Raw genomic sequence first — 13,382 nt, 5'->3', positions numbered from 1 at the left:
CGGAATGGTCGCCCGTGCCTATACCGTTGCCTTTGACGGCATTGACCCCCGCGAGGTAGAGGTGCAATGCGCCACCGCACCGGGTTTGCCGGGCTTCTCGATCGTCGGCCTGCCGGACAAGGCAGTCAGCGAGGCCCGTGAACGGGTGCGCGCGGCACTTTCGGCCATGTCCATTGCGCTGCCCTCAAAACGGATCACGATCAACCTGTCGCCCGCCGATTTGCCCAAGATCGGGTCACATTTTGACCTGCCCATCGCTCTGGCCCTGCTGGCCGCGATCGACATCATTCCCAAAGAGGATATCGCCCAGACCGTATCCCTGGGGGAGCTGTCCCTGGATGGCAGTCTGGTACAGGTGGCCGGTGCCCTACCCGCCGCCATGTGGGCTGGCGAAACCAACCGCGATCTGATCTGCCCGAAACCCTGCGGGGCAGAGGCCGCCTGGGTCGACAGCACCCGCGTCCTTGCAGCCACATCCTTGCTGGAAACGATTCAGCATTTCACCGGCCAATCACCGCTTGCCCCGGCCACGCCCGGCGAGGTGCGCACCGACCCCGGTGATCGCGATTTTCGCGATATCAAGGGGCAGGAACGCGCCAAACGAGCCTTGGAAATCGCTGCCGCTGGTCGGCATCATGTGCTTTTCACCGGGCCGCCGGGGGCCGGTAAATCCATGCTCGCCGCCCGCCTGCCGGGCATCCTGCCGCCCCTATCCCCGGCCGAGGCGCTGGAAACCTCGATGGTGCATTCGCTGTCTGGCCTGTTGGATGAGGGCGGCATTTCCCGCACACGCCCATTTCGCGAACCCCATCACACTGCATCGATGGCCGCGATTGTCGGTGGTGGGCGCGGGGCGAAACCCGGGGAAATCTCACTCGCCCATAACGGCGTGTTGTTCATGGACGAATTTCCCGAATACAGCCGTGCCGTTCTGGAAACCCTGCGCCAGCCGATTGAGACAGGCGAGGTCGTCGTCGCCCGCGCCAACGCCCATATCCGCTATCCCTGCCGGTTCATGCTGGTCGCCGCCGCCAATCCCTGCAAATGCGGGCAGTTGACCGACCCGGATCGCGCCTGTTCCCGCGCGCCGCTCTGCGGTGACGATTATCTGGGCCGCATCTCTGGCCCGCTGATGGATCGCTTTGATTTGCGGATCGAGGTTCCACCAGTGGCCTTCACCGATCTCGACCTGCCCGACAGTGGCGACAGTTCAGAAACCATCGCCGCGCGGGTGACCCAAGCGCGCGACATTCAGTCGGCAAGGTTCACCGCCTCCCCCAACCTGCGCGTCAATGCCGATGCTGAAGGTAAGATGTTAGAGGATATCGCCACCCCCGACACAGAAGGCCGTGACCTGCTGATCCGGGCCGCCGACCGGTTCAAACTGTCGGCTCGCGGCTATCACCGCATCCTGCGCGTGGCCCGCACCATTGCCGATCTGGATGGGGTGGCGCAGGTCGCCGCCCCCCATGTGGCAGAGGCGCTCAGCTATCGCCTTCCGGGCTCAGCGGGGTAAGCACAGCTGCGGCAAATTCTGCTGCCCGCGTCAGCAGTGCATCGGCCTCTGGCAGCACCCCGTAAAACAGCGGCAGTACATGCGGCGCATCAGGGGCGACATCCAGCGTGACCTCACCCCCCACCGCCCGCAGCCGGTCTGCCATACGCAGCGCGTCATCGCGCAACAGCTCGGTCTCACTCACACTCAACCAGACAGGTGGCGGGTTTTCCCATTCGGCGAAAAGCGGCGACAGGCGCGGATCGCTTGGGTCCGTGTCCCCCGCAATGGACGCAACCAGCGCGGGCGCCTTGCTGGGTGGAAAAATCACATCGCGATCGGCATTTTCGCAAAACGATGCCCCGCTCAAGGTCAGATCGGTCCAGGGCGACATCAGCACCGCACCCGCAGGTTGTTCCCCCCGCGCGCGCAAATCGGCCAACAAGGCCAGGGCCAACCCACCCCCCGCACTGTCCCCGGCCACAACCAGACTGCGCGCCGCATATCCCAGATCACCACGCAACCCATCCCAAACCGCAACCGCATCTTCAAACGCTGCCGGGAAGGGATGCGCGGGCGCCAACCGGTAATCGGGGGCAATCACCCGATGCCCGGATCGCAAGGCCAGTTCCCCCAAAATTCCACGATAAAGTCGCGTGTCACAGGCGATATACCCACCGCCATGAAAGAAAACGATCGCCTTGGATCGGCTGGCATTTGGCGGTGCAAAAACCCGAACGGCAATGTCCCCACCCGGCCCCGGCAAGGTGAACTCCGTCTCGCTCACCCCCTTTGGCACCCGCCCAAGATAAGACAGATACTTGGACGCCTCCGCCGCCGTCAGATCAGGACGTTTCAACATAGACAAAAGCGGTTTTAACCCAAAGCGCAGGGCCGCATTGACGACCGACAGGCGAGAGGACGGCCGCACCATCAGCCGCCCCGTTTCGCCTCGATCGCCTGCCAGATCTTTTCGGCAACATTGATGCCGTCAAAGCGTTCAAGCTCCTGAATGCCGGTGGGGGAGGTCACGTTGATCTCTGTCAGGTAATTACCAATCACATCGATGCCCACGAAAACTTGCCCCTTTTCCCGCAACAGCGGGCCGATACGGTCACAAATCTCGCGGTCCCGATCGCTCAGCTCAACCTTTTCGGGTCGTCCGCCCACATGCATGTTGGATCGCGTCTCTCCCTTGGCAGGCACCCGGTTGATCGCGCCCACTGGTTCGCCATCCACCAAAATCACCCGCTTGTCGCCCTTGGACACATCCGGCAGGAATTTCTGTACGATCAGCGGCTCGCGGCTAAAGCCGGTGAAGAGCTCATAAAGCGATGACAGGTTGCTATCGCCATGGGTCAGGCGAAACACCCCCGCACCGCCATTGCCGTAAAGCGGTTTCAGGATGATATCCCCGTGTTCCTCTTTAAACGCGCGGATCGTGGTCAGATCACGGGCAATGGTGGTTGGCGGCGTCAGGTCCGGAAAATCCAGAACCAACAATTTTTCCGGGTAATTGCGCACCCAGAACGGATCATTGACCACCAGCGTATCGGGGTGGATGCGATCCAACAGATGCGTGGTGGTGATGTAGAACATGTCAAAGGGCGGATCCTGGCGCAGCCAGACAACATCCATTTCCGACAGGTCTATTTCCTGAACCTCGCCCAATGTGACGTGATTGCCGATCTCGCGGCGCACTTCCATCGTCTGTGCCCGCGCCACAATCCGGCCACCCGAATAGCTCAGCGCCTCTGCCGGGTAATACCACAGTTGGTGACCGCGCGCTTGCGCCTCTTCGGCCAGACGAAAGCTGCTGTCGGCGTTGATATCGACCCCGGTGATCGGGTCCATCTGAAAGGCGATTTTCACGGGGCCTGTCCTTTGTTGTGCTAAACTCACTGCCCTACATGGACGATCCCCTGCCTCTGTTCAATGCCCCGCATCAATGACCAAAGGCATTTTCGATAATCTCCACCACCCCGGCCCCATCCACCAGCGCCACATCAAACCGCGCCTGGGTTAACTGGCCCCGAGGCTCTGTCGCCAGAAATTCAGAGGCACTGGCATATATCCGCGCCATCTGGCGGGGCTGCAGGCGCGCGGCCGCCAGATCGCGAGAGCGGCTTTTTTTAACCTCGACAAACACCAAACCATCCCCGTCCTGCAGGATCAGGTCAATCTCGCCGCCCTGTCCCCGCCAGCGGCGTGATCGGACCTGCAGGCCGGCTTGCAAATAGACACGTTCCACCGCCGCCTCTGCCGCCAACCCTGCGTGATAAGAGGTCTGCCCGCTCACCCGTCTTTGCCCAGGGCCAATGCCGCCTGATAGACCTGACGACGCGGCAGGCCCAGATCGGCGGCCACCTGTGCGGCGGCGTCTTTGACACTCATCTCTGCCATGGCCTGTTTCAACGCAGCCTCCATATCGCCTGCATCTGCCTGTCTTGCCTCGGCCTTTTCCACCAGAACCACGATCTCGCCTTTGACGGACCGATTGGCAAACTCCGCCTCCAGTTCCGCGAGCGTCCCGCGCGACACTTCTTCGAACTTCTTGGTCAGCTCCCGGCACACCGCCGCGCGTCGGTCGCCCCCGAAAGCTTGCACCATCTCGGTTAACAATCTCTGAACCCGCTTGGGCGAGTCATACAGCACCACGGTCGCCGCCTGCCCAGACAGATCATTCAAAAACGCCAGCCGTGCCGATTTGCCGGACGGGGGAAAGCCCGCAAATAAAAACCGATCCGTGGGCAGACCGGCAATGGTCAGGGCGGCAATCATCGCCGATGGTCCGGGGGCAGAGGTCACCGGCACCCCCGCCGCAATCGCCGCCCGTGACAACGCGTAACCGGGATCTGACACAAGCGGCGTTCCGGCCTCTGACGCATAGGCCACGGACCGGCCCGCCACGATTTCCTGTACCAGACGTTCTGCCACGGAACCCGCACTGTGATCGTGATAGGCGATGAGCTTGCGCTCCCCCAGCGGCACCCCGTGAATATCCATCAGCTTGCGTGCGGTTCGGGTGTCCTCCGCCGCGATGATATCGGCAGAGGCCAGCACATCCAGCGCCCTCAATGTGATGTCACGCGCCGCGCCAATTGGCGTCGCCACGAAATACAGCCCCGCAGACAATGTCACTTTCTGGGCGTTCACGACGCACTCCTTATTTCTGATCGTTTACACTTTGGCTTCAAGCGCCTACTCTGCCCGGGCTTCACCCGAGGTTCAAAGATTAGGTATCCTATGTTTGCTGTTTTGACGTTTACCCGCAAGTCGCTGACGCAGATTGTGGTTGGTCTGGGGCTTGTTATTCTGGCCGCCTGTCAACCGATATCCACCGGCGGACCGTCCCTGAACCCGCAAAAACCTGTGCCAGTGGCGCTTTTGGTGCCGATGGGATCAGAAAATCCCGGCCATTTGGTCCTGGCCCAAAGTCTGGAAAACGCCGCCCGATTGGCCATTGCCGATCTTGATGGGGTCACGATTGACCTGCGCGTCTACCCGACCAACGGTCAACCTGAACAGGCTGCCGATGTCGCACGCCGGGCGGTCAGCGATGGCGCCCGCATCCTGCTTGGCCCGGTTTTCGCCGAATCCGCCAATGCCGCCGGGCTGGCCGTGGCTGGGCGCGGGGTGAATGTACTGTCCTTTTCCAACAACACGGAAATTGCCGGTGGCAATGTCTTTGTTCTGGGCAACACTTTCCGAAATACAGCCAATCGACTGGCGCAATTCTCAACGTCACAGGGGCGTGGCAATGTGCTGATCGTCCATGGTGAGGATGTCGCCGAAACCATCGGGCGCGATGCGATCCTGAATGCCGTCGGACGCGCCGGGGGACAGGTTGTCGGGATCGCCTCATTCCAACTCAATCAAACCGATCTGATTAATGCCATTCCAACAATTGCCGAACAGGTGGACACCACAGGCGCAGATTCGGTCTTTTTCACCTCTGGCACCAACGGGGCCATTCCGATCCTGACCCAATTGCTAAAGGAAAACGGCGTCGACCCGTTGGAAACCCAATATATCGGCCTGCGCCGCTGGGATGTGCCGGTGTCGGCCCTGGCGTTGCCCGGGGTTCAAAACGGCTGGTTCGCTGTACCAGACCCGTCGCTCAACCAGTTGTTTAGGGATCGCTATATGGCCGCCTATGGCACACCGCCACATACGCTGGCTGGTCTGGCCTATGACGGGATCGCCGCGATTGGGGCCCTGGCGGCATCCGGCCAATCGGACGCGCTGACCGTCCCGGCCCTAACACAAAGCTCTGGCTTTGCCGGGGTCAATGGCGTCTTCCGACTGCTCAGCAATGGCACCAACGAACGTGGATTGGCCGTGGCCACAATTATCGACAGTCAGGTTGTCGTGATCAGCCCAGCACCCAGAAGTTTCCCCGGTGTCGGTTTCTGACATAGGGGCGGTCCCTCCGCCGCTTCTGTTGCCGTCTGATCTGCTCTGCCCGGCAGAAGAAATATTTGATATCGCCGCTTTTGGCGAGGCTGTGTTGCGACATCATCAGGCAGGCGAGGCCCCGCGCACCCAACGCAGCGAAATCGTTGCCCTGCTCAACGCGTCACGCAAATCCGGCCTTCAGGCGATCCGGGACGCCTTTGAAAATGATCCGCTGAACGCCCGTGGCGCCACGCGCGCCTATACCTATCTGACCGATTGTCTGGTGAATTGCGCCTTTTGGGCGGCGACGGAACTGCTGCATCCGCTGGCCAACCCGACTGAGGGCGAACGCATCGCTGCTCTGGCAGTCGGCGGTTACGGCCGCGCCGAAATGGCCCCGCATTCCGATGTCGATCTGCTGTTTCTGACGCCTTATAAAATCACCCCCTGGGCCGAGAGCGTGATTGAAAGCATGCTTTATATCCTGTGGGATCTGCGCCTGAAAGTCGGTCATGCCAGCCGTACGATTTCTGACTGCACCAACCTGGCCCGCGAAGATTACACCATCCGCACGGCCCTGCTGGAACATCGCTACCTGATCGGAGACGCCGATCTGGCGGTTCAATTGGATGACAGGCTCTGGTCGCGGGTTTTTGACGGCACCGCCGCCGAATTTATCGAGGCCAAACTGGCCGAACGTGAAACCCGCCATGACAAACAAGGCGGCCAGCGCTACGTGGTCGAACCCAATGTCAAAGAGGGCAAGGGTGGCCTGCGTGATCTGCAGTCACTCTTTTGGATCGCAAAATATGTGCATCATGTGCGCAATATTTCCGAACTGGTGCCCCTGAATGTCTTTCGGCCCGAAGAATTCAAGGCCTTCTACAACGCCGAGTTTTTCCTCTGGGCGGTGCGCTGCCATCTGCATCTGATCACCGGGCGCGCCATGGATCAACTGACCTTTGATCTGCAGGTCGAGGTCGCAGGGCGCATGGGATATACCGATCATGACGGTCGCCGCGGCGTGGAATATTTCATGCAGGACTATTTCCGTCATGCCACCACCACCGGTGATCTGACCCGCATTTTCCTGACTCAGTTGGAAGCCATCCATGTCAAACAAGCCCCTGATATTCTGGGCCTGTTTCGCCGGAAAAAACGCCTGAAACCGGGCTATAAACTGGTCCACAACCGCCTATCCATCAAAGATAAGGCCACGTTTCTGTCCGACAAGGTGAACCTTTTGCGCTTGTTTGAGGAAGGCTTGCGCACCGGCTATCTGATCCACCCGGATGCCATGCGCCTGGTCAAGGCCAATCTCAGGCTGATCGACCAAGGCATGCGCAAGGATTCAGAGGCGCGGCGCATTTTCCTTGATCTGCTGCTAAAGCACGGCAATCCCGAACGCGCGCTCAGGCGGATGAACGAGCTGGGGGTACTGGCCGCCTTCATCCCCGAATTTGAACCGATCGTCGCCATGATGCAGTTCAACATGTATCACGCCTATACGGTTGATGAACACACGATCCAATGCATCGCACAATTGGCCAAGATCGAGAAAGAAGAACTGGTCGAGGACCTGCCCATCGCTTCTGGCATCCTTAAGGAAGGTGTCAATCGACGGGTGATCTATACCGCCCTTCTGGTCCATGACATTGGCAAGGGCCGGGACGAGGATCACTCGATCCTTGGCGCCAGAATCTCGCGCAAGGTCGCCCCGCGTCTGGGGTTGAGCGAGGCTGAGGCCAAAACCGTCGAATGGCTGGTGCGCTATCACCTGTTGATGTCTGACATGGCGCAAAAGCGTGATGTATCTGATCCCCGCACCGTACGCGAATTTGCCAAATTGGTGGGCACCAAGGACAAGCTGAACCTACTAACGGTACTGACGGTCTGTGACATTCGCGGTGTCGGCCCTGATACCTGGAACAACTGGAAGGCCATGTTGATCCGCAACCTCTATCGGTCCACCGCAGCAGCGCTTGAGGATGGGATAGAGGCGCTCAACACCACAATGCGTTCAGAGCAGGCCAAACAGGCCCTGCGCGACCGCCTGCGCGACTGGTCTACCAAAGATATCAAGGCAGAGCTCGCCCGCCATTACGGCGCCTACTGGCAAGGCTTGCGCACCGATGAACACGCGGTTTTTGCCCGGCTTTTGCAAGGTCTGGACGCGGATGAAATCCGCATGGATCTGAAACCCGATCTGGATCGTGATGCCACCCGCGCCTGTTTCGCACTGGCCGATCATCCCGGTATCTTTTCGCGCCTTGCTGGCGCATTGGCACTGGTCGGGGCCAATGTTGTGGATGCACGCACCTATACGTCCAAGGATGGTTACGCCACCCCGGTCTTCTGGGTGCAGGATGCAGATGGTCATCCCTACGATGCTGAACGCCTGCCGCGGCTCAAACAGATGATCGACCGAACATTGAAAGGCGAAGTCGTCGCCCGCGACGCCCTGAAATCCCGCGACAAGATCAAAAAACGCGAACGTGCCTTCCGCGTTCCAACCTCGATCACGTTCAACAATGACGGATCCGATATCCACACGATTATCGAGGTCGACACCCGTGATCGCCCCGGTCTTTTGTATGATCTGACGCGCACGCTGGCGGCATCCAATGTCTATATCGCCTCTGCTGTAATCGCGACCTACGGCGAACAGGCGGTTGACAGTTTTTATGTCAAAGACATGTTTGGTTTGAAATTTTACTCTGAATCCAAACAGAAAACACTGGAAAAACGCCTGCGTGATGCAATCCGCGAAGGTGCGGAAAGGGCCGCATCATGAGGCTCGCATCCGGGTTCTTCACCGTTGGCATGTGGACGCTTCTCAGCCGTATTCTGGGCTTTGTGCGCGACGTGCTGATTGCCGCGTGGCTGGGCACCGGGCCCACCCATCAGGCCTTTGTCGCGGCCTTCACCCTGCCCAATCTCTTTCGCCGCTTCTTTGCAGAAGGCGCGTTCAACATGGCCTTTGTGCCGATGTTTTCCAAAAAGCTCGAAGCAGATGATGATCCACAGGGTTTCGCCCGCGATGCCCTGTCGGTACTGGCCGCGATCCTGATCGTGCTGACCCTGATCGCGCAGATCTTTATGCCGGCACTGATCTATGCCCAAGTGGCCGGTTTTGCGGGGACCGAAAAATTTGACCTCGCCGTGGATTTCGGGCGCGTGGCCTTCCCCTATATTATCTTCATCTCCATCGCCGCCCTTCTATCGGGGGTTCTGAACGCCGCTCGCCACTTTGCCGCTGCTGCGGCCGCGCCCGTTCTGCTGAACGTGCTCTTTATCGGTGCGATCACATGGGCCGGGATCAGTGGCTGGGACGTGGGCCGCGCCCTGATCTGGACAGTCCCCGTGGCCGGGGTCGCCCAAATGGCGCTGGTCTGGGTGGCGGCCAAGCGCGCGGGCTTTGACATCCGCCCCCACTGGCCGCGCTGGACACCGGAACTCAAACGCCTCGCGATCATCGCCGCGCCTGCGGCCCTTGCCGGGGGCGTGGTGCAGATCAACCTGATTGTCGGGCGACAGGTTGCCAGCCAATTCGATGGTGCTGTGTCCTGGCTCTACAATGCCGATCGGCTGTATCAGTTGCCTTTGGGCGTGGTGGGCATTGCCATCGGCATCGTGCTGTTGCCAGAACTGTCGCGCCGCCTGCAGGCCGAAGATACTGATGGCGGCCAACATGCTATGAGCCGTGCCGCAGAAATGGCCCTGATCCTGACCCTGCCCTCGGCTGTTGCCCTGTGCCTTGTCCCGCAGCCTTTGGTCGAAGTGCTGTTTGAACGCGGTGCCTTTACCGCCGATGACACCGACAAGACCGCGCTGGCCGTGGCAATCTACGGGTTGGGTCTGCCTGCCTTTGTGCTGCAAAAGGTCATACAACCCCTCTATTTCGCGCGCGAAGACACCAAAACACCGTTCCGTTATGCGGTGATTGCAATGCTGATCAACGCGGCCATCGCCATCGGGCTGGCCCCGGTGATCGGCTATGTTGCCGCCGCTGTGGCCACTACGCTGGCAGGCTGGGCGATGTATGTCCTGTTGTGGTTGGGGGCGCGGCCTATGGGCCAGGCTGCCCGCGCAGATGCCAGACTGCGGCGCAAGATCTGGCGCATCATCGCGGCGTCGAGCCTGATGGGGGCGGTATTGGTCGCCATGATGCTCTTGATCGGCCCAATGCTGGGCCTGCCGGGCTGGCGCTATCTGGCGCTGGCATTGCTGATCCTGTCCGGCATGATCAGCTATGCCATTTTCGGCCGAATGCTGGGCGCCTTCCGCCTGTCCGACCTGAAATCCAGCCTGCGTCGAAACTAGCTGTCTTCCCCCCAACCCTTGCGAAAGGCATGCGGTGACATTCCGTATTTCTGCCGAAACCGCAGCCCCAATTGCGACCGGCTGCTGAACCCGGTTGCCACGGCAATCTCCGTCACTGTCATGTTGGTCTGGTTTAAAAGCGCATGCGCCCGCGCCAGCCGCAGATCGAAATAAACCTGATTGGGCGACAGGCCGACATAACGTTTGAACAGTCGCTCCAGTTGCCGCCGCGAAATGTCCAGTTTGCTTGCAAGTTCGGCAATATCCAGCGGCTCTTCCAAGTTCTCGCTCATGAATTGCAGCGCCCCGATCAGATGCGGATTGCGACTGCCCAGCGCCACCGCATAGGCCGATTTCTGTGGCGCCTTGTCCGGGCCGCTACGGCCATGAATGCACATATCAGCCACGATGATCGCCAGTTGCTTGCCATGATCCTCTTCGATCAGGCGCAACATCATATCGGTAGAGGCATTGCCCCCACCACAGGTCAGAATCGAATCGTCCAGCTCAAACAGATTGGGCGACGGGTGCAGATCGGGGTAAAGCTCGGCAAAGGCGGGCTGGTTTTCCCAATGCAACGTGAACCGCCGGCTTTTCAAAAGCCCGGCCGCGGCCAGCGCAAAGGCACCTGTGCAAATCCCCCCCATTTTGGTCCCAAAAGTCCGTTGACGGCTGACCCACTGGGTCACTCGCGGTGTCTGCACAACCGCCGGATCATTGCCGGAACAGACAAACCCCGTCGCCTGACGCGGCAGGTCGGTCATCGCTGTGTCAGGGACGATCTGAACGTTGTTGGAACAGACAATCGGGCGCCCATCCTCGGTCATGGTGAACCAACGATACAGCTCTCGTTTGGTGACCTGATTGGCAATCCGCAGCGGCTCCAATGCGGCGCTGAATGCCAGCAAGGTCAGTTGCGGCTGCAACAGGAAATAAAATTCCCGCGGCGGGCCGTCATAATCGACCCGAAAGCTTGCTGCGCCTCTGGGAATGAACCGTCCTGATTCCATATCACTGTCTACCATGAAAATTTGCCAATGGTGTTATATGGCTGGGCGCTTAACACGCCCAGCCAATAGATGCGTGGATCAAGCTTTGGCAAGATCCAAAGTTTCTTCCTGCGTTTGTGACCAGGAACGGATCTCTTCGTCACTCGCCTTGGGTGAAAACAACCCGGTCATAGCGTAGAAAATTCCGATCACCGGTGACAACCAACAGGCAAAGGCCAGCGGGATATACAGCAGGTTCTCGAAATTACCATCGGCAATGCCCAGGCCCAGCGCCGTGATCACAAACGCTCCACCGGCATTCCACGGGATCAGCGGGGATACCAGCGTTCCGCCTTCCTCGATCGCGCGCGACAGGTTCAGCGTTGAATAGCCCATGCCACGGTAAACCGGCGCATACATACGGCCCGGCAAGGCAATGGACAGATAGGGATCCCCTGCAACCGTGTTGGTCGCTATCGATGTCAGGATCGCAGAGGTCTGAATACCAGCAAAGGTTTTCACACGGGCAATGATCACCGCAATGATCGCCTGCAGACAGCCCACACGTTCCAACGCGCCGCCAAAGCCCAGCGCCAACAGAACCAGTGAAATCGTCCACATCATCGACTGGATGCCCCCACGGTTCAGCAGCGGGTCAATCTCTGCCACACCCGTGTCGACGGAATAGCCGCTATTGGCAAAGGTAAAGGTCTCATGCAGCGTCGCGCCCTGGCAAAAGATCGCCATCAGGCCACCGACAACAGCACCCGCAAACAGCGACGGGATTGGTGGCTTTTTCATGACCGCCAAAATGATGACCAGCAGTGCCGGCAACAGCATCAGCGGCGAAATCCAGAACGCCCCTTCCAGCGCGTCTGTGATCACCTCGATCCGCTCAAACGACACTTGCGAGGTATCAATCAGGGTAAACCCAACCACGAAATAGATGGTCAATGCGATCAGCATCGATGGCACTGTCGTCGGCAGCATATTGCGGATGTGGTCAAACAGATTGGTCCCTGTCACCGCCGGGGCCAGATTGGTTGTGTCCGACAGGGGGGAAATCTTGTCACCAAAAAACGCGCCCGAAACGACGGCACCCGCAGTCCAATACATTGGGATGCCAAATCCGGCACCAATACCCATCAGGGCCAAGCCAACCGTACCAGTCGTCCCCCAGGACGTGCCAAGCGAAACCGATACGATCGAACACAAAAGCATCCCGGCAGCCAGGAACATTTCCGGCGACAGGATCTTCAGCCCGTAATAGATCAGCGTCGGCACTGTCCCTGACGCAATCCAGACCCCAATAATCATCCCGACCGTGATCAGGATCGATACCGATGGCAACGAAATGTTGATGACGTGAAAAACGCCCTCTTCGATATTTGGCCACTTGTGACCCAGCTTCAGACCCACCAACGCGGTTATCGCGATCCCGATCGCCAGCGGAATATGCGGTGTGAAATCCCCAAAGTAAAACAACTGGATACCCAGAACCAGCAATGTCAAAACGATCGGGACAAGCGCCAAACCAAAGCTTGGTTGGCGTATTCCGTCCTGTGAAACGGCCATTGTCTTCTCCTCGTGCATCGTGGCGCACTGTGCGCTCACTCATGCACGACGTGATAGCTGGCCGCGTCCCCTTCGGGCGGAGTCGATTTACGCCGGGTAGGCTGGGGTTTGCGACATTTTTGCCTGTGGCCGACTATCTCACAACGAAAACCGACACTTTTGAATGTGCCGCCAGATGGCCGGCATGGGACCCGAACACATATTCCGACAATCCGGGCTGGTGCGATCCCACCACAACCAGATCGGCACCGGTCTGTTCTACAGCTTTCAAAAGCAGGCCATCCAACTCTGCAGCCGGGTCGACCGAACTGATATTATGGGCCTCTACCTTGATACCCTTCTCAGTCCCCAAAGCCTCTGCATAGCTTTCCAGCTTATTGCCGTAGTCTGTTGTTCCATGGGCCAGCGCCGTGGGAATACCGCCGCTGACACTGACCAAATGCAGATCGGAACCGTAATGTTTGGCCAGATCACAGGCCGTAGACACCGCCTTGCTGATTGTATCCTCGTGCAACAGGTCAGCAGGTAACATGATCGTTTTATACATCGCCTTCTCCTTTTCTGATGCCGTGCGCGCCCAATATATAAAAGCTTGAAAAGGC

11 protein-coding genes are annotated in these 13,382 nt (G+C 59.2%); 4 read left to right on the top strand and 7 right to left on the bottom strand.

Annotated features, from left to right (window positions below; genetic code table 11):
• The first annotated feature begins 4 nt into the window (after positions 1 to 4).
• Positions 5 to 1,516 (top strand): YifB family Mg chelatase-like AAA ATPase, encoded by a 1,512-nt coding sequence (locus tag AC2D8P_RS07140; protein ID WP_484701582.1) that lies wholly within the window; start codon positions 5 to 7, stop codon positions 1,514 to 1,516.
• On the opposite strand, the gene AC2D8P_RS07135 is transcribed toward AC2D8P_RS07140, so the two are convergent.
• The 4 genes from AC2D8P_RS07135 to rsmI form a co-directional block, all read right to left on the bottom strand.
• Complete coding sequence (locus AC2D8P_RS07135) at positions 1,485 to 2,429, bottom strand: alpha/beta hydrolase (RefSeq protein WP_484701581.1); 945 nt, start codon at positions 2,427 to 2,429, stop codon at positions 1,485 to 1,487. The two genes, AC2D8P_RS07140 and AC2D8P_RS07135, sit on opposite strands and share 32 nt — an antisense overlap.
• Entirely contained in the window at positions 2,429 to 3,367 is a 939-nt protein-coding gene (gene gshB, locus AC2D8P_RS07130) for a glutathione synthase (protein WP_484701580.1), read from the bottom strand. Before gshB ends, AC2D8P_RS07135 begins: the two co-directional genes overlap by 1 nt.
• A 73-nt stretch (positions 3,368 to 3,440) precedes the next feature.
• A complete protein-coding gene (locus tag AC2D8P_RS07125; protein WP_484701579.1) occupies positions 3,441 to 3,794 on the bottom strand; it encodes a YraN family protein in 354 nt (117 codons plus the stop codon).
• The gene (gene rsmI, locus AC2D8P_RS07120) at positions 3,791 to 4,651 is read right to left on the bottom strand and encodes a 16S rRNA (cytidine(1402)-2'-O)-methyltransferase (RefSeq protein ID WP_484701578.1); all 861 of its coding nucleotides are present in this window, start codon (positions 4,649 to 4,651) and stop codon (positions 3,791 to 3,793) included. Before rsmI ends, AC2D8P_RS07125 begins: the two co-directional genes overlap by 4 nt.
• Before the next feature lie 90 nt (positions 4,652 to 4,741).
• Between rsmI and AC2D8P_RS07115 the strand changes: the two genes are divergently transcribed.
• From AC2D8P_RS07115 to murJ, 3 genes are read left to right on the top strand one after another with little or no spacing between them, the layout of a single operon-like run.
• Positions 4,742 to 5,911, top strand: a complete 1,170-nt coding sequence (locus AC2D8P_RS07115; protein ID WP_484701577.1) for a penicillin-binding protein activator — start codon at positions 4,742 to 4,744, stop codon at positions 5,909 to 5,911.
• Between the two features lies 1 nt (position 5,912).
• On the top strand, positions 5,913 to 8,687 hold the full coding sequence (locus AC2D8P_RS07110) for a [protein-PII] uridylyltransferase (RefSeq protein WP_484701687.1): 2,775 nt from the start codon (positions 5,913 to 5,915) through the stop codon (positions 8,685 to 8,687).
• Positions 8,684 to 10,216, top strand: coding sequence for a murein biosynthesis integral membrane protein MurJ (murJ, locus tag AC2D8P_RS07105; RefSeq protein ID WP_484701576.1), 1,533 nt, complete (start codon positions 8,684 to 8,686; stop codon positions 10,214 to 10,216). Before AC2D8P_RS07110 ends, murJ begins: the two co-directional genes overlap by 4 nt.
• Here murJ and AC2D8P_RS07100 read toward each other — a convergent pair.
• The 3 genes from AC2D8P_RS07100 to AC2D8P_RS07090 form a co-directional block, all read right to left on the bottom strand.
• Complete coding sequence (locus AC2D8P_RS07100) at positions 10,213 to 11,226, bottom strand: GlxA family transcriptional regulator (protein WP_484701686.1); 1,014 nt, start codon at positions 11,224 to 11,226, stop codon at positions 10,213 to 10,215. The two genes, murJ and AC2D8P_RS07100, sit on opposite strands and share 4 nt — an antisense overlap.
• A 78-nt stretch (positions 11,227 to 11,304) precedes the next feature.
• Entirely contained in the window at positions 11,305 to 12,780 is a 1,476-nt protein-coding gene (gene nhaC / locus AC2D8P_RS07095) for a Na+/H+ antiporter NhaC (RefSeq protein WP_484701575.1), read from the bottom strand.
• Positions 12,781 to 12,913: 133 nt separating this feature from the next.
• The gene (locus tag AC2D8P_RS07090) at positions 12,914 to 13,327 is read right to left on the bottom strand and encodes a universal stress protein (RefSeq protein WP_484701574.1); all 414 of its coding nucleotides are present in this window, start codon (positions 13,325 to 13,327) and stop codon (positions 12,914 to 12,916) included.
• Positions 13,328 to 13,382 lie beyond the last annotated feature (55 nt).

Source organism: Roseovarius sp. YIN77 (genome assembly GCF_057219155.1).
This window is presented reverse-complemented; position numbering and strand designations above follow the sequence as displayed.

Bases quoted from the DNA above. Each gene is read 5' to 3' on its own strand.
- AC2D8P_RS07140 (WP_484701582.1), top strand. From the start codon at position 5: ATGGTCGCCCGTGCCTATACCGTTGCCTTTGACGGCATTGACCCCCGC.
- AC2D8P_RS07135 (WP_484701581.1), bottom strand. From the start codon at position 2,429: ATGGTGCGGCCGTCCTCTCGCCTGTCGGTCGTCAATGCGGCCCTGCGC.
- AC2D8P_RS07115 (WP_484701577.1), top strand. From the start codon at position 4,742: ATGTTTGCTGTTTTGACGTTTACCCGCAAGTCGCTGACGCAGATTGTG.
- murJ (WP_484701576.1), top strand. From the start codon at position 8,684: ATGAGGCTCGCATCCGGGTTCTTCACCGTTGGCATGTGGACGCTTCTC.
- AC2D8P_RS07100 (WP_484701686.1), bottom strand. From the start codon at position 11,226: ATGGAATCAGGACGGTTCATTCCCAGAGGCGCAGCAAGCTTTCGGGTC.
- nhaC (WP_484701575.1), bottom strand. From the start codon at position 12,780: ATGGCCGTTTCACAGGACGGAATACGCCAACCAAGCTTTGGTTTGGCG.
- AC2D8P_RS07090 (WP_484701574.1), bottom strand. From the start codon at position 13,327: ATGTATAAAACGATCATGTTACCTGCTGACCTGTTGCACGAGGATACA.